At 69.0% G+C, this 25397-nt stretch carries 17 protein-coding genes and 5 pseudogenes; 12 read left to right on the top strand and 10 right to left on the bottom strand.

Translation table 11 applies throughout. The features are described 5' to 3' along the window. The first annotated feature begins 75 nt into the window (after window positions 1-75). Window positions 76-1597: pseudogene (locus tag OHV05_RS36955) on the top strand (peptide deformylase). Window positions 1598-1626: 29 nt separating this feature from the next. On the opposite strand, the gene OHV05_RS36950 reads toward OHV05_RS36955, so the two are convergent. Continuing rightward, window positions 1627-1956: a hypothetical protein gene (locus OHV05_RS36950; protein WP_331730596.1), complete on the bottom strand. Its 330-nt coding sequence runs from the start codon at window positions 1954-1956 to the stop codon at window positions 1627-1629. 130 nt (window positions 1957-2086) lie between these two features. After that, window positions 2087-2374, bottom strand: a complete 288-nt coding sequence (gene mihF / locus OHV05_RS36945) for an integration host factor, actinobacterial type (protein WP_331731166.1) — start codon at window positions 2372-2374, stop codon at window positions 2087-2089. A 720-nt stretch (window positions 2375-3094) separates the two neighbouring features. Here mihF and OHV05_RS36940 point away from each other — a divergent pair. The 7 genes and pseudogenes from OHV05_RS36940 to OHV05_RS36910 all read left to right on the top strand — a co-directional run bounded on the left by OHV05_RS36940 (window position 3095) and on the right by OHV05_RS36910 (window position 12342). Next, window positions 3095-3328 (top strand): hypothetical protein, encoded by a 234-nt coding sequence (locus OHV05_RS36940; RefSeq protein ID WP_331730593.1) that lies wholly within the window; start codon window positions 3095-3097, stop codon window positions 3326-3328. Window positions 3329-3679: 351 nt separating this feature from the next. Next, entirely contained in the window at window positions 3680-3943 is a 264-nt protein-coding gene (locus tag OHV05_RS36935) for a hypothetical protein (protein ID WP_331730591.1), read from the top strand. A gap of 1433 nt (window positions 3944-5376) precedes the next feature. Next, a complete protein-coding gene (locus OHV05_RS36930) occupies window positions 5377-6036 on the top strand; it encodes a transglycosylase family protein (RefSeq protein WP_405021676.1) in 660 nt (219 codons plus the stop codon). 258 nt (window positions 6037-6294) lie between these two features. Then, the gene (locus OHV05_RS36925) at window positions 6295-7473 is read left to right on the top strand and encodes a family 16 glycosylhydrolase (RefSeq protein WP_331730584.1); all 1179 of its coding nucleotides are present in this window, start codon (window positions 6295-6297) and stop codon (window positions 7471-7473) included. 335 nt (window positions 7474-7808) lie between these two features. Next, complete coding sequence (locus OHV05_RS36920) at window positions 7809-10577, top strand: AAA family ATPase (RefSeq protein WP_331730582.1); 2769 nt, start codon at window positions 7809-7811, stop codon at window positions 10575-10577. 92 nt (window positions 10578-10669) lie between these two features. Beyond that, window positions 10670-10908, top strand: a pseudogene (locus tag OHV05_RS36915) (transposase); the annotation flags it as partial. An 807-nt stretch (window positions 10909-11715) separates the two neighbouring features. Next, a complete protein-coding gene (locus tag OHV05_RS36910) occupies window positions 11716-12342 on the top strand; it encodes a LuxR C-terminal-related transcriptional regulator (protein WP_331730580.1) in 627 nt (208 codons plus the stop codon). A 1475-nt stretch (window positions 12343-13817) separates the two neighbouring features. Here the strand turns inward: OHV05_RS36910 and OHV05_RS36905 are convergent. Beyond that, window positions 13818-14855: a ketoacyl-ACP synthase III gene (locus tag OHV05_RS36905; RefSeq protein WP_331730576.1), complete on the bottom strand. Its 1038-nt coding sequence runs from the start codon at window positions 14853-14855 to the stop codon at window positions 13818-13820. Next, window positions 14852-16702: a ThiF family adenylyltransferase gene (locus OHV05_RS36900; protein ID WP_331730574.1), complete on the bottom strand. Its 1851-nt coding sequence runs from the start codon at window positions 16700-16702 to the stop codon at window positions 14852-14854. Before OHV05_RS36900 ends, OHV05_RS36905 begins: the two co-directional genes overlap by 4 nt. Window positions 16703-17232: 530 nt before the next feature. On the opposite strand from OHV05_RS36900, the gene OHV05_RS36895 reads away from it, so the two are divergent. Then, complete coding sequence (locus OHV05_RS36895) at window positions 17233-17574, top strand: VOC family protein (RefSeq protein WP_331731165.1); 342 nt, start codon at window positions 17233-17235, stop codon at window positions 17572-17574. 9 nt (window positions 17575-17583) lie between these two features. Here OHV05_RS36895 and OHV05_RS36890 read toward each other — a convergent pair. From OHV05_RS36890 to OHV05_RS36875, 4 genes and pseudogenes are all read right to left on the bottom strand, one after another. Next, window positions 17584-17739 (bottom strand): annotated as a pseudogene (locus tag OHV05_RS36890) (transposase); the annotation flags it as partial. 19 nt (window positions 17740-17758) lie between these two features. Then, a complete protein-coding gene (locus OHV05_RS36885) occupies window positions 17759-18415 on the bottom strand; it encodes a transposase (RefSeq protein ID WP_405021675.1) in 657 nt (218 codons plus the stop codon). Then, on the bottom strand, window positions 18298-19173 hold the full coding sequence (locus OHV05_RS36880) for a transposase (RefSeq protein WP_331730570.1): 876 nt from the start codon (window positions 19171-19173) through the stop codon (window positions 18298-18300). The genes OHV05_RS36885 and OHV05_RS36880 overlap by 118 nt, the downstream gene beginning before the upstream one ends. Before the next feature lie 193 nt (window positions 19174-19366). Then, window positions 19367-20309: pseudogene (locus OHV05_RS36875) on the bottom strand (transposase); the annotation flags it as partial. Between the two features lie 76 nt (window positions 20310-20385). On the opposite strand from OHV05_RS36875, the pseudogene OHV05_RS36870 reads away from it, so the two are divergent. Next, window positions 20386-20586: pseudogene (locus OHV05_RS36870) on the top strand (IS5/IS1182 family transposase); the annotation flags it as partial. Window positions 20587-20624: 38 nt separating this feature from the next. On the opposite strand, the gene OHV05_RS36865 reads toward OHV05_RS36870, so the two are convergent. Further along, window positions 20625-20936 (bottom strand): hypothetical protein, encoded by a 312-nt coding sequence (locus tag OHV05_RS36865; protein WP_331731163.1) that lies wholly within the window; start codon window positions 20934-20936, stop codon window positions 20625-20627. Between the two features lie 252 nt (window positions 20937-21188). Between OHV05_RS36865 and OHV05_RS36860 the strand changes: the two genes are divergently transcribed. After that, window positions 21189-22583 carry an IS1380 family transposase gene (locus tag OHV05_RS36860; protein ID WP_331730568.1) on the top strand — a complete coding sequence of 465 codons (1395 nt, stop codon included), beginning with the start codon at window positions 21189-21191 and terminating at the stop codon, window positions 22581-22583. Window positions 22584-22769: 186 nt separating this feature from the next. Here the strand turns inward: OHV05_RS36860 and OHV05_RS36855 are convergent. After that, a protein-coding gene (locus tag OHV05_RS36855) for an IS5 family transposase (protein ID WP_331730565.1) occupies window positions 22770-23586 on the bottom strand; the annotation gives its coding sequence in 2 pieces (ribosomal slippage) (window positions 22770-23238 and window positions 23237-23586; 819 coding nt in all). Window positions 23587-23901: 315 nt separating this feature from the next. Here OHV05_RS36855 and OHV05_RS36850 point away from each other — a divergent pair. Next, on the top strand, window positions 23902-25206 hold the full coding sequence (locus tag OHV05_RS36850) for a ricin-type beta-trefoil lectin domain protein (protein ID WP_331730564.1): 1305 nt from the start codon (window positions 23902-23904) through the stop codon (window positions 25204-25206). Window positions 25207-25397: the final 191 nt, after the last annotated feature.

Genomic DNA, 25397 nt, shown 5'->3' with positions numbered 1-25397 from the left:
TGACCGGCCGTCATCTCCGTTCGGGAGGGCGGCCGGTGGGGTAATTGGCGCGGCAGACGTGTTCGTGACGGGATGATGAACCGTTGTCACTCAACGTTCATTCATCACTCAACGGGGGCGGGGAAACGGGTGGAGACACGAGCGGACGGCCTGGAGCAGGCCGGGGAGGCGTTCGCCGCCGAGGTCGCCCACTGGCGGGAGGTCCGCGCTCTCTCGATACGGAGCCTGGCCAAGAAGATGGGCTTCGACCCGTCCTACGTCAGCCACATGGAGTCCGGCCGGCACAAGCCGACCGAGGACTTCACCCGCCGGGCGGATGAGGTGCTGAACGCCGGGAGGGCGATCTGGCGGCGCTGGAGCGAGTACGAGAGCGCCCGGGTCCAGGGCCGACCGCAGGCCGCGCCCCCTGCGCCGCGCCGCCCGGAGCTGCCGTACGCCTCCGGCTCCGCGCTCCTGGTCGAGCAGGACGAGGCCGAGCTCCACTTCGACGGCGCTCTCTACCGGCTGACGATGCGCCGGCGGCTGCGGAACACCGGCACCGAGCCGATCACCCGGTACCTGATCCGCATCGCGGTCGACCGCTACCCCGGTGAGCCGGAGCGGTCCAACGCCTACTACCGTGAACACCCGCTGACCTGGGACGAGTTGGCACTCAGCGCCTCCTGCCAGGCCGAGGAGATGAGGGTGGAGGCCAAGCGCCACCGGGACGCCTTCAAGGAGGTGTGGCTGCTGTTCGACAACGAGCAGGGCCGCTTCCCGCTCTACCCCGGCGAGGCGACCTGGATCGAGTACGCCTACGCGGTGGGCGCCGACAAGTGGGGCCACTGGTTCCAGCGCGCCGTACGGCTCTCCACCGGGCACCTGTCGGTCCGCCTCGACTTCCCCGCCCACCTCGACCCGCCAACGCCACCAGGCAGGCGAGCGCGGGCAGTTCGCCTGGTCGACCGACGACCCGCCGCTGCACGCCCGCTTCCGCCTCGCATGGCGCTTCCGCGCCGACCCCCCACAACCCCCAGAAGGATCAGGAACCCGGGTGATCGACGTGCGGCCCAGCCAGCAGATGCAGTCCCTCGGCGTCATCCAGCAGGGCACCCCGCTCCTGCACCGCCCCGCCGATCCGTTCGACCTGCCCCGCGAGCGGGCTGCCGCCGAGGCGGCCTGCGCGGAGTTGTTCGCGGCCGTCGAGCGGATCGGCGAGGTGCACTCCTTCGCCAAGGGCATGGGCCTGGCCTCCCCGCAGATCGGCATCCCCCGCGCCGCTGCGATCGTCCTGGCGCCCGCCGCCGGGGCGGAGCCGATCGTCCTGCTGAACCCCCGGGTCACCGCCGTCTCCGAGCTGACGGACGAGCAGTTCGAGGGCTGCCTCAGCTTCTTCGACGTCCGTGGCAAGGTCCCGCGCCCACTGCGGATGACCGTCACCTCCACAGCCCCCGACGGCACCACAGCCACCGCCGAGTACGAGTACGGGCTCGCCCGCCTCGTCGCCCACGAGATCGACCGCCTGGACGGCCTGCTCTACACCGAGCGCATGGCACCCGGCACCGGGCCGACCCCGGTCGAGGAGTACCGGGGCACAGGATCGGCCTGGACCTACTGACCTCATCCCGACCGGTCAGCGGTGGTCTGTCAGCTCTTCCACAGCTCGGAGACGGTGAAAACCGACCAGTCCCATTCGCTGTCGTCATCGAGGTCGGCCACCAGGACCAGGTCCTTGTCACTGTCCCGGGCCTGCTTGCGGGCCTGGCCGAGCTTGACCAGCAGAGCGAGGTGGAAGTCCTCGGGCAGGAGTGCGCCCGGCCCGGTGCTCCCGACCAGCCGGACCACCTCGTCCGACTCGACTCGCGATGCGGACACCCGTTCTTCGGAGGCGAGGAGATGGGTGATGGCACCGGCGCGAACCAACTGGCCGCTCCGGCCTCGATCCTGGCCCCAGCTCAGTACCCAGATGTCCGCCATGACTTCCCCTCCCGTGGTGGGCTGCCCCGTCGACAGGGCGGCCGGCGCGGGGCCCGACCGGGCCCCGCGCCGCAGCGCAGCCCGCTGCGGTCCCCTCACGAACGGCTTCAGGCAATCCCCGGACGGGCCGTCAGCCCTGGGACGGGACGGGTTCCATGAGTCGCTCGCGCTGGCGGGCACCGAGACCCGTGACGCGGTGGCTGTCGGAGATGCCGACGTCGGACATCAACTTGTCCGCGCGGGCCTTGCCGACGCCGGGCAGTGCCTCCAGCAGCCGGCGCACGGGCGTCTTCGCGACGACCACGTCCTCGCGCTCCAGCACCTGCTCCAAGGTGACGATGCCGACCTTGAGCTCGCCGCGTTCGCGGCGCACCGCCATCGCCTTGTTCAGCGCCTCGGCGCGAGCGGTGGCTGACAGGCAATCAGTCCGCAGCCTAAGCTCCCTGCCGGGAGGGCGACCTCCCCCCGACGGCCACCCACCGTACGCGCCAGCAGCTCGGGAAGCACATCGGGTCGATGATCCGACTGCGCTGTCGCGCGACCCGGAAGACGGTTACGGAACGCTCTGACCATCACTCTGAGCTGCTTGCCGGGTGGCGGCAGCTATACGAGAACAGGGCCTGGTCCGAAGGGTCGGTTCTGTTCTGGTCGGAGCCAGGGCCGGCAGGGCCCGCTCCGGTCACCAGGGCTGCCCGTTCCGGACGGCGGGGGCCATCGGGGCGGTAGCGGTCGGAGTCAGCCGCCTGGGGTGCCCCGAGCCGGTGTCGGCCCGCGTTCTCGGTCGGTTGACACCAGGTCAACCGGTGTTCCTATCCCCAAGTCCCTGCCGAGAAGGGCCTGCTGTCTTTACGGTGCTACCGCCACCCGGGACCGAGGAAGGTGCAGGTCATGGCCAACCCCGTGACGAACCATCAGCTCGAAGCCGCCATCACCGACGCCGACATGACGTTCGACGCACTCGCCCGCAGCGTGCTCCGGGCAGCCGCCGAAGCCGGAGTCCGCCTGCGGGTGAGGCCCTTGACGGTGCACAGGTGGCCGCGGGGGCCGAACCCGACGACGGGAGCGCCGCTTTCACCGGCGAGGCCGTGTTCCGCAGGACGGGATGCAGCTACTCGCCGGCCGAGCTCGGGCTACGCCGGTGGAAGAATCCGATCGGGGCGTCGGGCTGATCATCGGTCCCGACCCGGTGGACGTCCTCGCGCGGGTGCGGAGAGCTGATCTGGACCCTCGCAGGTTCCTGGCCGCCTCGGCGTACTCGGTGGCCGCGATGCACCCGCCGCTGGCGTACGTCCGCGAGGGCGCCGAACGCACCACCGCCGTCCGGGACATGATCAGCATGTTCACCGAGATCGGCGAGCGCCACGGTGGCTAGCACGGACGCTCCGCCCTGATCCAGGACCTGTGGTCCGACTCCGCCGCCCTGTGCTGATTCCGCACCCACGAGGACGGCCAGCAGATGCTGTCGGCAGCGGTGGTTGGCGTGCACCTGGCCGGTTGGAATGTGTACGACGCCGGAACAGGGCCTCACCCAGCGGTACTATCACCAGATCGTGATGTGAGCTGAAGGGGTGCGTAGTCCATCCCTTCACCTGAAGCGATCATGAAGGCATTCTCCGTCATGGTTCTGTGACGGGCCGTCAAGCTGTTTCCGTGCACCAGCCGGCGCATGATGGACCCGTGCACACGGTGCACGCCAGTCGGCCACGACCGGACGGAGGAGACCGTGAACACCAGCACGCCCGCCCCGCGCCGCAGCGCCCCTGACACCACGCTCCGCCGCGACCTGCGGGAAGCCGCCGTCGGAAGGGCACGGCGCCTCGGCCGCCGTAGCCTGACCGCAGACCCGCGCGTCTTCGCTGACATCGGCCCGGACAACCGGATCACAGCCATCCACGTTCCGAACGTCGACCGGGCCCTGCACCGGGCCCTGGTGCAGTGTCAGCTGGCCACGGGGCGCCGCGCCCGACTCCTGGCGGGCCTGCGGTGAACTCCCCGGATTGGGTGCCTCCGGAGCAGCGGCGCCGGGGCCTGACCGTGTCCGTGTACCGGGTCACCGCGGACGGGAACCGGCAGGAGGTGCTGGCGCCGGTCGAGATCATCGGCGAGGCGGGCTACGTTCCCCGGTACCCGTCTTGGCCAGGCTGCGGGTGCTCCCGGCACAGCGACCTCAGCGCTGAGGAAACCCCTGGTTCTCCAGACACGGCCGGTACTTGACGGCAGTGAGCACTCGATTCCACGGCGTGCCCGCTGCCCGTCGAGGCCCTCCCAGCCGGGGAGGCGTGCAACCGGGGGCCCAGGCGCTTCGCGCGGGACCGGACCGAGACGTCCGGAGGGAGCGCCACCCATGTCCACGCTGGCGACCGAGCGCGAGAGCGTGCCGCTCGACGCGGGTATGTCGTCGGCGATCCGCTCCGCGACCGACTGTCCACGTCCGGAGTCTCCCGTCAGACTCACCCGCGATGACCCGCCAATGGGTGAACACTCCGAGCAGCTCGTGGGCTGGCACGTTGTTGCCGCATAGGCGGAGCGCTGCTTCAGCTGGCGTGGGGGGAGCAGCGCCGATCAGTTCGATCGTCCACGGTACGTAGGTCCTCGTACAGTTCCGGTCCGGCCTGTTGCGGCGTGCTCGCGAAGCCGTGGCAGACGGGTGGAGGCCGATGCGTGTCTGCCCCCCGCGATGCGACGACTGTGGCGCGGGTGAATGCTCTGCTGCCGGTGAAAGAGTTTCAAAGCCCGATGGTGGCCGGTTAGTTGAAGGATTTCCGCTGGCTGACCCGGAGCCGGCGCGTGGGCCAGTGCCGCGAGGAACGGATGCTTGGCGGCCCCGTCGGCGATGTGACGGAACATCAGACTCCTCGCGATCCATCTCCGGCCGATGCGGCCGGGCCACAGCCGCCTGCAGCCGCGTGGAGCTCGGCCGCCGATCCCCCCTTGGCGGGGGGCGGAGCTTAAATCCGGGAGGTCTGCACGAACGGGCATTCACGTTCACCCGGCCGGGCGGCATGGGCGAAGATGTGGGCGCGGTCTGATCGCATCGCCGTATCCGACGAAGCGTCAGGATGCCTTCTCTCTGTTCCGGTTGGGGCGCTGCCCGTGCGGGAAGGCGGTGATTCTTGACGGGGCCTCAGCATTGGCCGGGGTGCCGGCCGCCCTTGAGATCGGTCGGGTCGTACGCCTACGGTGCAAGGAGTTCAAAAGAACGCCCCCGCTCGTCACGCCTGATCCTGCCAGGCGAGCCGGGGACTGGATTCGCACTCTGGCAGGAGTTGGGGCAACCGCATCGATGCGGTGAGCGTCAGTGCTGACGAACTTCGAGGCTTTCGATAGCCGGTTCGCATGGAAGTGCTGTTCCGCCCCCGGCGTGAGAGAGGAGTCACCATGTCGCCCGCTCGCACATCCCGCTCTAGCGTGATCGCATGGGTGTCCGCAGTGATCATCGCTGTGCTCGCCGCTGTGCTGCCCCTGTCGGCTGCCTCCTCGGCCCACGCGGCCTCATCCAGTACCTGGGACGCCGTAGCCGCCTGCGAGAGCAGCGGTAACTGGCAGGCCAACACAGGCAACAGCTTCTACGGTGGCCTGCAATTCACGTCCAGTACCTGGGCGGCGTACGGAGGGAAGTCGTACGCACCCCGCGCCGATCTCGCCAGCAAGGCCCAACAGATCGCGGTCGCGGAGAAGACACTTGCCTCCCAAGGGCCAGGAGCATGGCCGGTCTGCTCGAAGAAGGCAGGACTGAGCGCAGGATCCTCCAGCGCCAAGGCTGACACCTCAGGGCAAGACACCAAGGCGACATCAAGCACGAATACGAAGAAGGCCACCGGCACGGATCAGGGCACCACCACGACTCCCAAGAACACCACCGGCTCAGGAGAGACGAGCAAGGCGACCACCCCGAAGAGTGGCGCGTCCTCCAGTTCGGCATCCTCCGGGAGTTACACCGTCCAGGAGGGTGACACACTCTCCGGCATCGCAGCCGCACACGGCCTGGGGAACTGGCACGGAATCTACAATGCGAACCATGCCGAGATCGGTGACAACCCCGATCTGATCGTCCCCGGCATGCAGCTCAGCCTGCGATGACCACTCAAGGCACGGTCTCTGACCACCAGCTGCAACGTAGCGCCCGCGACTGACCCGGACCCCGTACCCGAGAGGGCAGCGCGAGCTGGAAGGCTCCGGTGTTCACCTCCCAAACGGACAGACACCGAGGGCAGCCGCCGTACAACTCCCGCTCCTAGGCTGGCCGATACCACGACAAAGACCCGGACCAGCACGAGATGGGCAGCCATGTCACCTCATCTTCCGATCCCCAGATTCGTTCCCACCCTGGTGGCGACCATGGCCCTCACTCTTACCTCCCCGGCGTTCGCAGCCAGCACTCCCACTGCTCCGGCCGACACCGGCGGCACCACCGTCATCGTGTGCCGCATACAGCCCGCCAAGTGGCCGACCACCTTCACCAACCTGTTCGCGGCCCTGGGACGCGGAATCCCGATGCTGTCGAACCTCTGCCCGACGATTAAACTGCCGGCCCTGCCCTCCCTGCCGGCTCTACCCTCCCTGCCGGTCCTACCCTCCCTGCCGGGGCTCCCATCCCTGCCGAGCATCCCGGACCTGCCGACCGTGACAGCACCGGCGATACCCCCGTTGCCCTCGCTCCCCACTCTGCCACCCCTCGGTACGGGCTGGCCGACGGGACCCTGGACGGCCATCCCCTCCATCCCGGGCGTACCTGCCGTCACACCGGGACCGACCGCCATCCCTACCCCGAGCAACCCCAGCACCCCCACCCCGACCGCTCCCACCCCCACGGTTCCCGGGAACAGCACGGGGCCGGTCGCCGGCAAGAGCCTCATCCTGGGGGAGGAGTTCTCGGCGCCACTGGATCCGGCGACCTGGAACACATCGAGCACGACCAGCTACCGCTACGGGGACCACAACCCTGACGACAACAAGCTCGACTGGCTGTCCCCGTCGGCGATCACCGTCGTCAACGGCATCGCCACCATCACCGCCGCCCCCTCCTCTAAACAGCTGGAGAACGGCCGCCAGGCCTGGACGACCGGCATGCTGACCACCGAAGGAACCCGCAACGGGATCAAAGCCCAGACCGGTGACTACATCGAGACCCGCGTCCAGCTCCCCAGCGGAGCAGGCCCCTGGCCAGCGCTGTGGACCTGGAAGGACGGGCGCAACGAGATCGACAGCTTCGAGTACCACCCGAACAACTCCACCCTTCTCGAGCTGACCAACCACGTCCGATCCGGCGGCGACTACTACCAGCACAGCTCCATCCGGCCCGGTGGATGGGTCACCATCGGCACCCTGTACGGGGCAAACTCTGTCACCTGGTACGTCGACGGTGTCGCGGTGTACTCCGACAACACCGGCGTCGGCCCCGACTGGTCCGCCTACATCATCGAGAACCTTTCCATCAGTGCCGGGCGGTACCACCCCGCGCCGACCGACTCCGCCCCTAAGACATTCTCGATCGACTACCTCCGCCTCTACCGCTGACCACACCCCTGGCCCCACCCGCCAGCCGGGCACCCACCGGGCACAGAAAGGGTTGGTACTTCCACCCCCCTCTGCGAGAATGTCCCCGTGGCCCTCGATTGCCAGCAAACTGCACGGTTCCCGGGACTGAGGATGCCGCTCCGAGAATCGCTACCGAGGCTGGCCACCCCTCCACCGGTACCGGAACGTGATCCCGCCGCCGAAGTCCTGACCACAGTCGGACGAGCACCAGGACCTCCGGCCACCGACACCCCGACCGCGCCGTGGTGCGCGCTTCGACCCACCCCACGCGACGGCCTTGGATCGGATCGTCCAGGGGACTCCGGTGACTCGAGATGAACGAGACGGACAGGTACGGCACAGCCTTCGTCGGCCGGCGGAACGAACTGGCGGCCTTCAACGAATGCGCACGACACTCGGCGGACGGCCACCCCGGGGTGCTGACCGTCGAAGGCGAACCAGGAGCGGGGAAGACCTCCCTGCTACGCCACGCCACCGTTGCGGCCCCGGGCCGGGCAGTGTGGTGGGCAACAGCCGACCAAGCGGAGCGCGACCTCGCCTTCGGGGTGGTCCGCCAACTGATCGGCCGGGCCGATGCGGTACTCCCGGTGCCACTCAAGGAGATCCCTGGCGAGCAACCGGTGTCCGCCGTCGGCCCGGCTCTGGCCCAGCTGATGGAGAACTGTCAGCAGCGCGCGCCCCTGGTGGCTGTAGTGGACAACCTCCAATGGGCAGACACCCCCTCCATCGAGGCCCTGGCCTTCGTCGCACGTCGGCTTTGGCGCCAGCGGATCCTGCTCGTGGGAACCGTTCGCAGCGGACCGGCCGGCCCCCGCACCGAACCCCCTTATGACCGCTTCGACAGCATCCGACTCTGGGACCGCCTCGTCACCGCCACGCCATGGCAGCGGACGGTAAGCCTGGAAGGCTTCACCGCCAACGACATCGTCCAGCTGGCGGCCAAGCACGGGCACGTCCTTGACTACGACACCGCCGAGCGACTACGCCTCCACACCGGAGGCGTCGCAGCGCACGTACGCGCGATGCTGCTGGGGCCCTCGACGACAGCGCTGGACCAAGAGGAGCAGCTGCCGGCGCCCCAGCTCTTCGCCTTGACTGTCCGTCAGATCCTCGAGCGCTCCTCACCCGACGCGATGAGCCTGGCACAAGCAGTGGCCGTTTTCCAGCACAGGGTGCCGCTGGCCGTGGCGGGCCACGTCGCCGGCGTGGACGAACCCACGGCCGCTCTCGGCCAACTGCTCGACGCCGGGCTGGTGCACTGGTGGCCAGGGCCGGAGCTCAGCCTCGTCGCCATGGCGAGCCCGCTCCACCAGGCGGCGGTGCGCGAATGCACCACAGCCCCGCGCCGACGCGCCCTGCACCTGGCAGCCGTGCCGCTGTCCGACACCTACTCGGCCTGGGGACACCGGGTCGCCGCCGCCAGCCGGGTCGACGGGTCTCTGGCCGCAGAACTGGAGGCCGCTGCCGAGGAGAACCTGGCAGTCGGCCGACTGGGCAACGCCGCACAGTTGCTGACCTGGGCCGCCGGCCTGTCCCCCGATCAGGAACTGCGCACCCGGTACCTGACGACCGCTTTCGAGTACCGCCTGCAGACCGGTGACCTCGGCCACGCGTACAGGATGGCCGAACGAGTGCGGCACGGGGCCTCAGAACGCAAGCTGGCCCTCTTGGGGCAGCTCGCACTCGCGCGGGCGGAATTCGATCAGGCCGAGGGACTGTTCAGGGAAGCGGCCACCGCAGCCCAGCAGGCCGGCGACAGCGACTCCCAGGCCCTTGCCCTCGTCCTCCTAGGAGCGACCCACCTCACCGAGTTCCGAGCCGGACCCGCAGCCGAGAGCCTGACCAAGGCACTGGAGCTGGGGCTGCCGACCACCCACCTGCTCCATATCGCCCAGACTCTGCTGACCCTCGTCGAAGGCGGGCTGTACGGGCCGCACCAGGCGCTCCAGCTCCTGGAGCGGCGGGTCAAGGTGCCAGTGGCCTCACGCACCCGCGGCGCCAAGCGGTCCCTACTCCTGGCCCGAGGCGTGTGCCGCTGCCTCGCCGGGCAACTGCGCTCGGGAATCGACGACCTGTCGAGCCTGGTGCAGACCGAGGGCGACGAGACCTTCAGTAACGAAGGCATAGCAGCAGAGCCGCTCCTCGCCCTGTTCCAGTACGTGGCGGGCGACTGGGCCAGCGCCGCAGCCCGGTGTGAGCACGTGGTGGCCCTGGTGGAAAAGCACCACCACCGCGCGACCGACTACGTGCCGGCACACGCCGCCACCGCCATACTCGCCGCAAGCCGTGGACACTGGCACGAAGCCCACGAGCACCACCGGGCGGCCGTCCAACGCGCCCAGCAGGTGTCCATACCCGCAGACCCGCTCTACCTGGCACTGTCAGCAGCTTCCCTCGCAGAGCAGGCACGGACACCAGACGCCCAACTCAACGCACTGAAACCGCTGGAGGACTGTCCCGAAGACCTTCTGCGCCTGTGGCGGTCCTGGTGGCTACCGCTGCGCGCCGAGGCCCTGATCTCGGCCGGTCAGTTCGGCGAGGGCCGGGCCGCCCTCGCCGAACTGACCGATCTCGCCCAGCAGACTCCCTACCTCCTGCCCTGGGCGGCACGCTGCGCAGGAGCCCTGGCCGAAGCTCACGGGAAGCGTGAGCAGGCCCTGCAGCACTACCGGGAGGGCCTCGTAGTGTCGGGCTCCGACGAGTCGCCCCTCCAACGGGCCCGCCTCTCCCACTGCCTGGGCCGGCTCCTGGCCCAGAGCGACCCGGGAGGCGCCATCGGCCACCTGGGGGCGGCCCACCGGACCTACCTTCTCCTGGGAGCCGAGCCACTGGCGGAGGACGCGGCACGGGATCTCGAAGGGTGTGGGGTACCGGCTCCCTCCCGCGTGGTGCTGCTGCAGCTGACCATCCGCGAGGCCGACACCGTAGGGCTCGCCGGTCGGGGCCGGACCAACCTCGAGATCGCCGGAGAGCTGGGCATCAGTACGAAGACCGTCGAGTACCACCTTCGGCACGCCTACGTGAAGCTCGGGATCACCTCCCGGCGCGAGCTGCCGAGCGTGGTCCCGCAGGAACCACGTTAGCGCGGCGACCGCACACGTTCGCCGGACGGGCGGCGGCAGGGCCCCGCGCGGTTGGACGGAGCATCCGATCCGGCGCACGCAGGCGTGGCGGCCAACTCCGCTTCGCCCGACCCCTCGTCGAGGACGTCCGCAGGCCCGGCGACCGGGTCCGCCGGGGGTTCAGAACCTCCGCCCGGCCTTGCCCTGCCCGACCCGTGCGCCAAGACCCACCAGGCCCGGCCCCGGCAGACCGCCCGGCTCAAAGAACCAGCACCCCGCTGCCCGGTACGACGTCGGCAAAACCGCCCGACGCCCCGAGGCCATCACCGAACGCGACCGAACCAGAACATAAAGCACAAGCTCGGCGGACCAAGAAGAGAAAGGGGTTCACCAGCCCCGGAGCGGACCAAGCACGCTCGACACCCTGGCTGCGCAGAGGCCGGTCCGGGCCGCTCGCCGGACGGCGCCCGGGCTACGTGAGCCGGGACAACATCTCCGCCCACCAACGGCACCAAGACCCCAGATGGGCCGCCGGCCAGACCGTCCACCTGTGCTGCACCCCCGACGGACGCCTCACGGGCGAATCCGAGCGAGGTGGACCACGGACCGCGACGGCAGTTCACCCTCGCGAACTCCGGCCACCCGAGCCACACCGTCCAGCCCCGCGTGCCGCAGACCTGCCTGCGCCGGCCCGAGCGGGCACCCCCTGAGGGGGCAGGCGTGGCCGGGGTTCGGTGTGCCCGGGGCAGGCTCCTGGGCAGGGCGTGCCCAACTCGCCACCTGTCAGGCCTTCTTGTGGAGCGGAACCGGCAGCCTTCGGCACAGGCCGTTCGGGCAGCAGGCCGCTGTTCTCCGACTGCTGGGGGATCCCCGGGGATCCGGCCTGTCCCGGTCCTGTCCCTCGTCCGCCGTACCCGAAGCGCGGCCGCCCGCGTGCCCTGATGGGCAGTCACGGGGCCGAGCCGTTGGGGCAGCCCTAGGCGAAACCCTAGGGGTACCTCCTGGGGCGTCGGGCATCTTCAGCGAAGCATGCTAACTACGTCGAGAGAGGCAGACTTCGGTGCAAGCGCCTCGCTTCGTTATCCGGGCACTGGCCCCAGAACCCGTGTAGGTGTCGGGCATTCGCTCCCTACCCGCTGGGCCGAGCTGAGGAGCAGTCATGATCACCAGAATTCCCGTGTACGTGCACGCCGCAGACCCGATCACCGAAGCCGGACTGGAAGCGGCCCTGCGCCCCCGGCCCGAGGTGGAACTGATGGGGGCCGACGACGTCGACGAGCACACAGTCGTCATCGAGGCCACCGATTCCCTCACCGATACCGCCATGCGCACTCTGCGCAGCCTCAGCCGCAGGGGCTGTCACCGCATCATCCTGGTCATCGGCGCGCTCGATGAAGCCGGACTGCTGAACGTGGTCGAAGTCGGCGTCTGTGCGGTCGTGCGCCGAACCGAGGCCACCGCTCCCCGGCTCGCCCAGCTGATCGTCTCCACAGCGGCCGGCGAGGGCACTCTGCCTCCCGATCTCCTTGGCCGCCTCCTCCAGCAGGTCGGCCGTCTCCAGCGCCAGGTCCTGTCACCCATGGACATGCACCTCACCGGCCTCTCCAGCCGCGAGGTCGAGGTCCTGCGCCTGGTCGCCGACGGCCGTGACACCCGTGAGATCGCGGAGAAGCTCTGCTACTCCGAACGCACCGTCAAGAACGTCCTCCATGACGTCACCAGCCGCTTCCAGCTCAAGAACCGCTCCCAAGCCGTGGCCTACGCTCTGCGCGAAGGCCTCATCTGACGGGAGCTCTCCAGGGCCCCATTACCGCTCAAGCGGTAATGGGGCCCTGGAGAGCTCCCGCCCTGGTGGCCGCCGCCCCGGACGTGCAGGGAACGAGCGGGCAGAGCCGTGTCCGCAATGTGCCGGACCGTTCCGCAACCGACTGCCGCCGACGGGGATGTCCCGTCGGCGGCAGCAGTCCGGCCTTTCAGCGTGTGGCCGGAGCCCGGTGCGGAGGAGCTGTCCACCGATGAACACCGGAGGCACTGGTAGAGCACCGGCTAGAGCTCGCCCGCGCCGCGGCGCGGCGGCGCGGGCTCTCTTCGACGGAAGTAACGGAAAATCAGGGCCCGTGTGAGCGAGGGGCCGAGAGCGGACCGTTGCCCCGCCGGACCCCGGTCGGCCGGGCGGTACCGCAGGAAAGCCGGACCACCTGGCGGGCCCGGGGGAGCGGACGCTGCGCGGGCCTGGCCGGGACGGTTCTGACCGGGTGGCGCCGCACCGGGTGACGGGACCCGTGGCGGCGCAGGGGAGCGGGCGGCTTCTGCCGGGGATGCCGGGCGCCGGGGCGCGCCGGGTGGCTCTCGTCCAGGGCAAGCAGGGCCGTGAACGCGTGTCCTTCCCCACCGGGAACCGCAGTGGCCTCGAGCTCGTGCGCCAGTACGGCGACGGCGCGCAGTCCGTGCTCCGCCGTCCCGCCCGGAGCTGCCCACCCACTGTCCCGGCACTCGTACACCGCGACACCGAGGAAGCCTGGCTTGAGGGCCAGGGCCAGCAGGAGCTGGCCTGTGCCGTGACGGACGGCGTCGGAGAGCAGAGTGTGCACCAGCAGTACCGCCGCGTCGGCCACCGCCGACTCGAGCCCCCAGATGGCGGCTTGACGGCGAATGACCTCTGCGCCCGGGCCGCCGGCCGTTGCCGGGTCCGGGACATGCCAGGTCAGGGCGACACCGAGGACACCGCACATCGGTGGCAACGGCCACAGCGGCTCGGCCCCGGACTGTCCGGTATCGGAAGCAGGTGATCGGCTGTCCATCGTGCATCTCCTGGCGCGGGGCCGGCCCAGTCGGACAGAAAGCGCTCGGTCGAAGGCTTGCGGGTGATGCACGGAAACCGGCTCTACCGCACAGCGGTTCGTAATGCGATGGTGGCAGCGGAGGCGGGGACAACAGCCTCCCCGCCGTGTCGGCGCCCAGGCAGCCATGGCTGCCGAAGGGGCAGCCCGCGAAGGCAGCACCCCTCCGGGCGCTCATTCGGGGGACGGGCCTTGTGCAGCCCTCCTCAATATTGTTGTGACCTCTCGGTCCCCCCTGCTCCGCAGGACCCCTCGATGGAGCGGCGGCCCGGGCACAGGGGCCATCGACGGGACCCTGTGAGCCCCGCGCCCCGTCGAGGCGGCGGCGTCCTGCTCGGCGGTGGTGCAGGGCGGTCAACCACGCACCGCCCTGCTGGGCCACCATCTGCCAGGCATGCACATACATCGGTCGGTAGCGGGTTCAGGCTTGACGGAGGCACAGGGTGCCCCAGTGGAATCCGGCGCCGATGGCCGACATGACGTAGGTGTCGCCAGGGCGCAGTTCCCCTGCGGAGACGGTCTGGTGCAGGGCGGTGAAGATGCCGGCGGCACCGGTGTTGCCGAGCCGGTCGAGGGTGATGGGGACGCGGTCGGCGGCGATGCCGAGGCTGCGGCGGGCCTCGTCGAGGATGTTGATGTTGGCCTGATGGAGGAAGTAGTGGTCGACGTCCTGGGGCGTGAGTCCGGCGTGGCGGGTGGCGTTGGTGATGCTCTCGGGCAGGCGGGTGGTCGCGGTGTCCCAGACGGCCGGGCCGTCCATGCTGACGTAGTGGGCGCCGGTGGTGACGGTGTCGGGACTGGTGGGCAGGCGGGAGCCGCCTGCGGGGATCTGTACGGCGTAGGAGAGCTGCGAGCCGATGTCGTAGGAGAGCAGTCCGGCACCCGCTGTCTGACTGCGGGTCAGGACGACGGCTGCGGCCGCGTCGCCGAAGAAGACTCCGGCGGTGCGGTCGCCGGGCCGGGTGACACGGGAGGCGCAGTCGGCGCCGATGACGAGGATGGTGCTGACGGAAGGATTCTGCAAGAGATGGGCGGCGAGGAGGACCGCGTGGACGCCGGAGGCGCAGGCGGCATGGGACACGTCCAGGGCGATCGCTCCGTTCGCTCCCAGGGCGTCCTTGACGATCAGAGCGGTGGAGGGCATGGGCTGGTCGAGGGTGTAGCTGGCCACGATGATGGCGTCCAGGTCGGACGGGGTGACCCGAGCCTCCTCCAGGGCGGGGTGGGCGGCGGCCAGAGCCATGTCGGAGGTGGCAAGTTCGGGAGCGAGTCTGCGCCGCTCGTGGATTCCGGTGCGTGCGGTGATCCAGTCGCCGCTCCTGCGCGTGGTGCAGGTGAGGTCCGCGTTCGTCACCACGGCAGGAGGGACGTGGATCCCGGTGCCGGTGATCGCGAAAGGCACGGCCAGGCCGTGCCCGGTGTGGGAGGCGACGGCCAGTTCTTGGGTGAGAGTGGTCATGCCAGGGTGCTCCGGTCGGCCGAGGTGAGGGTTTCGAGGTCGGCGTAGAAGCGGCCTGACGGGCGGGGAAGGTCCAACAGGATGCGACGGGCGGCCTCTGCGGTGAGCGCGCCGCCCAGGGCGACCCCGGACGCCAGCTGGGGCCAACTGCTCAGGGTGGTACCAATTCTGGGGATGGCGGCGGCCATGTCGGGACTGATCGTGTCCCGGCCGACCATGGCGAGGATCGCGTCCACCATCTGCTCGTGCGTGAGGTCGACGAGGTCTTTCGCGGTCGTTGCCCCGAGTAGTCCGTGCAGGAGCGGCCGGTCGGGTTCGAGGTCGAAACGCTCGACGTCCAGCAGACCCCGGTCGTTGGCGTCCATGATGACCGGGATGCGCAGAGCTCGGGCACGCTCACGGGCGGCGAACTTCACGTAGGGGGTGTCGCACTCCTCGACCAACAGGTCGATCGGCCCTGAGCCGCCGCTGAAGAACCGTTCCATCACGTCGTCGGTCAGGCCACCGGGGTAGATCTCGATGTCCAGCCAGGGGTCGATCTCGGCCATCTGCCGGGCGGCGATCACACACTTGTTCAGGCCCAGATCATGAACCCCGGCGCGGAGCCTGTTCAGGTTGGAGAGGCTCAGGGTGTCGAAGTCGGCCAGCTTGAACGCTCCGGCGAGGCCCTCCATGGCGAACGTGAGAGCGGCGCTGCTACCGACCGACAGGCCGATGATGCCAACGCGGCGCTCCAGCAGCCGCCGCTGCTGGGGACGTTCGATCCGGCCGCGGTTGCGGTCCGTCCGCACCAGGCGGAACTCTTCACGGGGCAGCAGGTGCACGAGCTGGCCCGACCAGGGGTACCAGACCCAGGCCCCGTACTCCCGCAGCCCGCGGCCGGCCAGCTGTTCCTGGACGGCTTGCCGGACCGTTTCGGCGGAGAACCGCAGCTCAGGGTCGCGGCTGGTGACCAGGTCCTTGAGCTGGTCCTCGATCGTGTCCCGGGTTTCGCGGACAACTCCCGAGCTCAACAGCGCCTCAAAGTCCAGCGCATCCTGATCGCACGTCAGGTCGAACAGCACCGGCTGCCAGCAGTCAGCACCGCCGGGACGTGTGCCCTCGGCCAGGGCGGCCGGACGACGTTCCTCCGGGTGCGTCGCCACGCGTGCTTCGTCGGCCCTCGTCTGTGCGGTGAAGGTCACGAAGGCCGGGAAATCCGCCTCCAGGCGTTCAACCAGGTCGCGGTAATCCCCGGCCGGCTCTGCGGCTCGGCGCAGCATGACGACGACATCCTCGGTGTACTGCTCGACGTAGCGGCGGGTCCCCGGCACGGGTCGGAACCCGAACCGCTCGTGGAACAGGTCCTGGCCGTCGGCGGTGCCGGAGGTTCCGATCATCGCCTTGGCCCCCAGGTGCCCGGCGGCCGCGATGGCAACGGCGTTCAGGTACACCCCCAGGCCGAGCTTGCGCGCGTGGTGCTCGACGACCAGCCGACTGTGCTCAAACGTTTCAGCAGCTCCCAGGCCGTGCTCGCGCAGCACCTCCTCGAAGCGTTCCCACCCCAGGTACGCCCTGGTCTGGAACAGCTCACTCGTCGCGGATGTCGCCAGCCGCACATACCCCAGAGGGCGGCCGTGCGGCTGGCGCCTGGCGAAGAAGTGCCAGGCGCCGAAGTCCAGATCCTGGTCATCTGCGTACGTGCCGATCGCTGTGCGGAAGTCGGGCCGCCGCCCGCGGTCGTACAGGACTCGCGCCCTCAACTGCCGTGTCCACCCCACCAACGCGTCGTCGGCCGGAGTGTCCTGGGCGATGAGGAACGCGGAGACATGCCACGCGCCCTCAGATGTCGAGTGTCCAGCCAGCATGGCCGATCCCTCCCTGTGCATCAACGCGCGCCGGTCGGCCGCGCCCCGGGGCGCATTCCGTAACTCGCGCCCCCCACCACAACGATCATCAATCGAAGTGGTTGCGCCGCATCCGACCGCAGATGAGGAAGGGTGGCTGCGCGACCGGGTCGGAGGTCGAAGGTGCGGGTGGGCAGGCAGATGATCAGCTGGGGGCGCGGTGCATCCCGCTCGACCTCCGGGCGCAACGAAGTGACTCGCACCGAGATCGCCAGGGGCGATGCCGCACTCGACTGGCCTCGGCCTTCACGGCAGGCGCCGTCCGCCGAGGAGACGGCCTGGCCGATATCGCGATGCTGCGGGCCGAGTCTGCCGTGGTCGCACCGGCCGTCTCCGGCTCTGCCCCGGGACCTTCACAACCATCGGCACCGGCACCAGCCGCAGCGGCGGCTCCTCGGCCTCCGGCTCCGGCCAAGACTTCCGATGGTGCCACCCGGGCGATGGTCTGCTGGTGCTGATGAGTGTCGGGGGTCGTGGTTAGGGTGACGATCATGAATATGGCAGCAGTGATGATTACGGTGGATTGTGCGGAACCGCAGGAGCTGGCCCGGTGGTGGGCCGCTGCGCTGGGAGGCGAGATCGCCCAGGACCATGGCGACTTCGTGATCGTCAGAGCGCAGCCAGTGGCACTGGGCTTCCAGCGTGTGGCCGAAGAGCGGCGAGGCAAGAACCGTGTACACGTTGACTTCGCTGCCGCGCCCGGCAGGGGTCTAGCCGGGGAGGTGGAGCGGCTGGTTGCTCTGGGCGCGAGCGTTGTCGGCGAGCACAGCATTCCGGGTCTCACCTGGACTGTGCTGCAGGACCCGGTCGGCAACGAGTTCTGCGTCCACTGACTGATCATTTCAGACTTGGTGTTCGGCCATGGTGGGTCCGCGTTTGACGGTCTTTTCGACGTCGTAGCGGGGTGCGGGTCGGCGGTTCTTCGATCCTGGCGGTCGTCCGGGGCCGGGCTTGCCAGGTTTCGGCACACGGGCCGGGGTGAGTAGAGGCTGTCGCATGACTTCCCCCGGCCGATGGTCAAGAGCGCGATTCTGCGGTGCTGGCGGTGAGTTTGCTGAGGTTGTGGATGGTGCCGAGGAGCTTGATCTCGGTGTCGACGGCTCGGCGGCCGCGGTAGTTGAGGTGCCGGCCGAATCGCTGGAAGAGCTGGGCGAAGCCTGGTTCAACCAGGGCACTGCGCTGTCGGTACTGGGCCCGGCCGGTCGGGGTGGCCAGGCGGTCGGCCATGGCCTGCTGGCTGGCGGGGGCGGTCTGGCGCTTCGCGGGGAATCCGGCTTGGTCGGCCTCGCTGGTGACCGAGACCAGCAGCGGCAGGTCGGCGAGCTCTGTGAAGGAGGCGACGCTGGCGTATCCGCTGTCCGCGAGCCAGAGCAGGACGTCACCCGCCAGACCGGCTGCGCGCTGGTTCTCTTGGGTCTTCCTGACCATCGGGATCAGTGCGGTGCGGTCGGACGGGTTGTCGTGCACGTCGATGGCCAGCAGGATCTGGCGGCGCGAGCACGCGATCTGCAGGTAGCCGCCGCGTTTGCCCAGTTGCAACCGGGAGTCCGGATCGCTCAGGCTGGCAACGGTGGTTGGGGAGGGCAGCGGCTCGGGGCTGCGGGCCCGCTCCAGGTGAGCGAGTGCCTTCGCCAGCCGGGCCCGCTGCCGGACGAGGATCGTCTTGTTCTCCATGGGCACAGGCGGCCGGCCGTTGGCGGCCCGGTGGCCCGCGGCCTGGTCGGCCTCGGTCCGGCCCGGTGCTTCGTCACCTTCTCCTGATGGGCAGCCGTCTCCGCGGCCAGCTGCTTCTCCGCGCGGGCCACGATGCGTTCGGCGGCCTCGACCTTGATCCTGATCTCGTTGGCGGACGGCAGGGCCCGCTGATAAAGCCTGTCCCGGGCCGTGCGGGCACGGGCAAGCAGATCAGACAGGCGTGACAGCCTCGGCCAGTCGTCACACGGTGGCTCGTCGTCGGGGTCCACGGTGTCGCCGGTCTCGACGCGCCGGGCATGGTCTCGCGCGTTGTCCATGAGCGCGCTGATCTCGTCCTCGCACCGAGCGATGACAGCTTCGAGGCTGTGCAGCTGTTTGTTGGAGTCACGGGAGGCATTCGCGTCCATCGGCGAGCCGTCCACTGCGACCGCCGACAGATCGACCAGCTCCCGATTGCCGCACAGGGCCAGCACCTGCACGAACAGCTGGGTCAGTGCGTCGCGGTGACGCTGGACGAACCGCGCGATGGTGGAATGGTCCACCGCGCGGTTCGCGGTGATGATCCGGCAGCCCAGATCATCCCAGCAGGCCCGCTCGATGCTGCGTGAGGAGCGTATGCCCTTGCTGTAGCAGTAGACGAGCAGCGCGACCAGGACCGCCGGCGGGTAGCCAGCGCCGCCCTGGCCGTCGGCACGGTAGCTGTCCTCGAGGGCCGAGAGATCGAGCTCCTCGACCACGTCGAGGACTTTCCAGCACGAGTGTCCGGGCGGCAGCTACTCCCGGGCACTCCTCGGCATCTCAAGATCACGTTCGCGGTCGCACACCAGGAAGTTCCGCCCCACAGGCCCAGGTTCCAATATCCCCGCGAGAACCGGAACCGAACAACGAATCGCTCTTGACTATCGGCCGGGGGAAGTCGTGCGACAGCCTCAGGACTTTGGCGCGGAGGTTGCGGAACCTGCGGCGGACTCGGGCCGGCGTCAACTTCGCTGTGGGCAAGGGGGGCGTTCCCGGGGTCGGCGTAGGTCGGCGGCCAGCGGGCGGGCCAGGCGGAGCTGGGTGTGCGCGACGATGACCAGCCAGGTCCAACGATCGGCGGTGTCGGGTGCGCGAAAGTGCGGTGCGGTCCAGCCAAGGGTGCCCTTGAACAGGCGAAAGGTGTGTTCGAGATCGAATCTGCGTAGGTAGGAGCGCCACCAGCGGTCGACGTCGGCAGCGGTGGCGCCGCAGGCTGAGGACCACAGCCACACGGGGTCGGATGCCCGGTCACCGGGCAGGTGGTCAACCTCCAGGCGGACCAACGTGCCCTCCATGAAAGGGAGTTCGCCTTCGCGGTCGAGCCAGCAGGTGCGGTGGGTGAGCCGAGGATGGAGCCGGCCCCAGCTCTGGGCGGTGGCGGTGGTAGCCGCAGCACCCGGTCCGAGCGGATCCGGCCGGGTACCTCGACGGGCAGGTCCGCCAGCACGAACGCGAGCCGGGTCGCGTCGCAGCCGGCGTCCATCGCGACCAGGATGTCCGGATCGCCTTCGATCCAGTGCCTAGCCGCGACCAACCGTCTGACCATGGAACGCAGTTGGTCGGCGGTCACTGCGGTGGCATCGTCCTCGGGCCCGAGCCGGACCGCGTCCAGCACCCCGGTCCAGGACATACGACCGGACTCCAGCGCGACCACGAAGGAGTAGGGCCAGCCCGGGATGAACTGCGAGACGCTCTTCACTCGTCCGTAGACGTGACAGAACAGTCTGTCCGCGCTGGTCGGTGCGTCGGAACGCAGCCACGGGTTGACGTCCACTGCCAGCACGATCCGGCCGTCGTCCGTCCTCGGCAACGGTAGGCCGGCCAGCTCAGCACGCAGCCGATACGGGTCTGTACGGTCTTCGGCTCTGTCGCACACCCGGTGGTGACGGAGTGTCAGGTAGGCGGGCGTCTCAGTCGAGACTGTCAGAGAGGGCATCACCCACCGAGGAATCGACTCCTCCCGGCGGCCCGGCCGCCGCCGATGGGTGATCGAGCGCACCGCCGCCCGGCTCGGCGGCCTCCGCCGGCTCCACCGCCGCTACGAGCGCAAGGCTGACTACTTCGCCGCCTTCGCCAGCATCGCGGCCGCCTTGGTCTGCCACCGCCGACTTGCCAGGTGCCACGACGAATGAGCGCCAGTAGATGATCTGTCGCCGCCCCGAGGCTCCGTTCAGGAGGTCGCGCCCTGAGCCGGGCACTGCCAGTCGGCCGCGTCGATCGCCCGGCCCGCCATGTCAGCGATGTGGAAGCAGTGGCCGTTGACCCACACCGTGACCGAATCCCTTCGATGCACGACCTGGAAGGGCTCATCCCCATGCAACGTCCCGGACCAGGAACCGTCCGCCGCCGGCGAATGGGTCACAACGACGCAGGTCTGCTGCCGCTGGATCTGGCAGGTATCCGCCCAGGGCTCCACGATCAGCTCCAGCGGCGCTTCACCGTCGTTCGTGACCAGCAGCCGCGCAGTTCCCCCGGTGAACATCTCCAGCACTCCTCGTTGCCTCTGGGTCCGATCTTGCAGGCACGCACCCTCACTGGCACGCACGACCTGATCCTCACACACGGGATCAGACTCGTCGGCGCCGTCCCCCCGCATCTGCCATCGCAGACTCTCCACATGAGACACGCTCTAACCTCGGCCTTTCACGGCGAGCACTGTCCGACGGGTGATCAGAAAAGAGAAAAGTGCTCCTGACCTGCAACGATGGGACTTGTCTAGGGTCCAGTCAGCTGCATGGAAAGAAGCACTTCTCAGGTGAACAGTATCGGGTCGTATCCGCGTGTCCGCGTCGAGGGCGGTGGCCGCGGGGTGGTCTCGCAGTCCGGCGCCGTGCTGCTGGTCGAGACCGCCCGCAAGACAGGGTTGGACGCGGCGATATCGACGGCACTGGCGCCGTGGCGCAAGGCTCGGGCCGTCCATGACCCGGGCAAGGTCCTGCTGGACGTCGCGCTCGCGGTGGCCCTTGGCGGGGACTGCCTGGCTGATGTCGCGATGCTGCGGGCCGAGCCCGCCGTGTTCGGCCCGGTGGCCTCCGACCCGACCGTCTCGCGCCTGGTCGACACCCTCGCCGCGGCCGGGCCCCGCGCACTCGCGGCGATCCGGCGGGCGCGGGCCGAAGTCCGCGAGCGGGCCTGGCGGTTGGCCGGCGAGGCGGCCCCGCACGTGGGCGGCGAGGTGGTCGTGGACATCGACGGAGTGCTGGTCCTCGCGCACTCCGAAAAGCAGGACGCGGCCAAGACCTGGAAGAAGACGTTCGGGCACCACCCACTGTTCGCGTTCGTCGACCACGGCCCAGGCGGGTCCGGGGAGCCGGTCGCCGGGCTGCTGCGGCCGGGGAACGCCGGCAGCAACACGGCCGCAGACCACATCGAAGCGGCCCGGACGGCACTGGCCCAGCTACCGAAGAAGTACCGGCGCGGACGCCGAACCCTGATCCGCACCGACTCCGCCGGCGGCACCCACGACTTCCTGAACTGGCTCACCACACGCGGCCGGTGGCTGTCCTACTCGGTGGGGATGACCATCACCGGCGGCATCCACCAGGCCGTGCTGAAGATCCCGGCCTCTGCCTGGACCCCCGCAGTCGAACCCGGCGGAGAGATCCGCGACGGCGCCTGGGTTGCCGAGCTCGCCGGCGACGTCCTCAAAGGCTGGCCGAAGGGGATGCGGCTCATCGTCCGCAAGGAACGGCCCCACCCCGGAGCCCAGTTGCGCTTCACCGACGCCGACGGCATGCGCCTGACCTGCTTCGCCACCAACTCCACCGGCACCCCGATCGCCCGGCTGGAGCTGCGGCACCGCCAGCGGGCCCGCGCTGAGGACCGCATCCGCGCCGCCCGCGACACCGGACTGCGCAACCTGCCCCTCCACCAGGCCACCCAGAACCAGATCTGGCTGGAGATCGTCCAGCTCGCACTCGACCTGCTCGCCTGGATGCCCATGCTCGCCCTGACCGGCACCGCCCGCCGATGGGAACCCAAACGCCTACGGCTGCGGCTGTTCTCCGCCGCCGCCCAGCTCGTCACCACCGGCCGCCGCCGCTACCTCCGCCTCGCCCGCCACTGGCCCTGGACCGACACGATCACCAGTGCCTTCGAGCGCCTACACGCCCTGCCAGACCCCGGCTGACCAGCAACAACGCCCCACCCCGACGAACACCAGACAACATCCGGAACCGTGGAACCCGGCGCCCAACCGACGCGACAGCCGGGCCCTCGGTATTTCTACAGGCAGAAGACCCAGCCCGGACAAGCAGAAACGACCCGCCAGCCAAACTGACGAACCGTCATGCAAGATCGAGGCTAAGACCGTGTCTCATGTGGATATCTTGGCGAGCTTCTTGTAGCAGGTCAGGGCTGCCGCGAGGCCGAGGAAGGCGGCGAAGTGGGAGCCCTCTCGCTCGTATCTGACGGTCAGTCTGCGATAGCCGAAGAGCCAGGCGATGCTGCGTTCGATCTTCCATCGGTGGCGGCCGAGCCGCTCCGAGCTGTCGACTCCCGGGCGGGCGATGCGGGGTGTGATGCCGCGCTGACGCAGCCAGGCGAGGGTGTCGGCGGAGTAGTAGGCCTTGTCGCCGCGAAGCCTGTCCGGGCGTCGCCGACGAGGTCCGCGGCGTGACCTCACCGCCGGCAGGCCACGAACCAGGGGCTTGAGTGCCTGGCTGTCATGGACGTTGGCACCGGAGACGCCGACGGCCAGCGGCAGGCCCCGGGCGTCGGTGAGGACATGGAGTTTGCTGCCCTTCTTGCCCCGATCGACCGGATTGCGCCCGGTCAGCGTGCCCCTTTTTCGCGCGGACCGAGGCGGCATCGATGATCGTCGACGTCCAGTCCACCTCACCACGCACCCCTAGCTCGTCCAACACCGCACGGTGCAGCCGTACCCACACCCCGGCCTTCGACCATGCGGCGAACCGCCTGTGCGCGGTGGCCGGCGAAACGCCGAACGTCGGCGGCAGATGCCGCCAGGCACACCCGGACGTCAGAACGTAGACCACGGCCGTGAACACCGCCCGGTCCTCCAGCCCCGCCGTCCCACCACCTTGACGGCGGGACGCGAACGACGGGATCAACGGCGCCGCCAGCCTCCACAGGCCATCCGGCACCAGCCGATGAGACAGATCAACCACCATGAGCCCCATCATGCCGCAGATCGTCCAACCCCCACATGAGACACGCTCTAAGGCGTCACAGTGACTCGTCCACAGCCGTGTATGCCGCCTAGGTGGTGAGGGTCCCGCCGAGAAGTGGATGCTGTGGCTACAGCAACTCCTTTGCATGGCCCCTCGCGGATATCCGCGGCGGCCCCGTACAGGGTCACGAGCCCTGGGGTGACGCCCGTGTTCTCTCCCGCCTGGGTGGTACCGCCGCGTGTCCAAGGCGTGTGATGAGCCTCGCCCGGCGCGCGTTTCCGTTTCCGCGAGCCTCCGCCCGCGGGTCCGTTTCGGATGTCGGAGACCAAGTTGCATAAAACACTTCGCCCCCTGCCCTCGCTCTGCGCCGCCCTGACCGTTTCGGCCGCAGCTCTCATTTCTGCTCCGGCGGCCCATGCCGGCGGTCCGGTCGTCATCGACATTGCAAATGTCGTGCGGGACCAGTTCCCCTTCTACCGGACGTACGAGGCGTCGCCGGTGAATGATCCAAGATTCATCGAGATCGGGATGGCGGTGGATTCTGTGGATTGTTCCAAGGCCATTGCCGGAAATGCCCAGGTGGAACGGATGAGTCTCACGTCATCGCCTGGAGAGTTCATATTCACCCTGATCGATCATGGCCAGAACGAGCTCGGGAGGGACGAGCCGATCACGACCGCCGGCGGGACCATCACCTACACGAAGGCGGTCACCTCCGCTGTGACGAACGGTGTATCGGTCTCGGCGAGCGTGAGTCTCAAGAACTCCCCAGGAAACGTCGGAGCCGATTTCAGTTTCACCACCACCTACAATTACAGCAGGACCGACAGCACGATGTGGTCCGAAGCCGCCGCTTACCAGTATCCGCCCGGAAACATAACTCTTTCCCCTGGTGGGAGGTACATCGCCGACGGATACCTGAGGCTCACCAACTCCAGCGGGACCGTCCGCCTCTCCGCTGACATCAGCGGAACCTGCACCGTAAAGTACCATCAGATAACACGTATCGGAAACGGGGCGACGATCACGCGAACGGTATCATTGTACGATCTCATCGGCCCGAAAAACGACCGAGGAAACCCTAAGCCACCGCAGATCAACGACATGGTTAAAGGCGGCACGAAGCTCCTGCCAAAACTTCCCGACGGGCTGGCCCTCGACGCGTCCAGGAAGGTGGTGTCATTCACCGGTTCCGGAACCTTCAGCGGGACCAGCGGCGTCTCGAAGTCGACTCAGATCTGGCAGCTCCCGCCCGACCGGCTCGGTCTCGTCAAGGGGTACGGCGGCAAGTGCGTGACGCCGCGCGGGCAGAACTCGAGTACCCAGCTCGGCCCCTGCGGTAGCGATTCCTGGCGGTTCTACTCGGACGGCACGGTCAGGACGTCAGGCGGGGATAAATGCCTCGGCACCGTCACTGCCTCGTGGAACGGGGCCGAGGTCAGAGCGGTTCCGTGCAATGGAACCGTTGCACAGCAGTGGCGTATGAAGGCAGACGGCTCGCTCTACAGCCCGGCGGCCGACCGCTGCCTGGACGACTATGCGTTCGGCACCAACGACGGCGCACCCATTGTCCTCTGGGAGTGCAACGGATTCCCCAACCAGAAGTGGATGTTCGTCTGATCCGGTGGCGGGGCCGGGAGCGCAACGGAATCCCGGCCCCCCGCTTTCCCCGTAACGCGGTGGATCTGGAGGGCCGTCCGCGATGAAGTGTCGGGTCAGCGAGGGTGCGGCAGGGCGTGGGGTACTCGCTGGCGGTGCGCCGGACACAAAGGGCGGCAGCGTTCTCCGCGTCGCCGCTCGAGCCGTCGGTC

The organism is Kitasatospora sp. NBC_00070, assembly GCF_045041205.1.
Classification (GTDB): Bacteria; Actinomycetota; Actinomycetes; order Streptomycetales; family Streptomycetaceae; genus Kitasatospora.
This window is presented reverse-complemented; position numbering and strand designations above follow the sequence as displayed.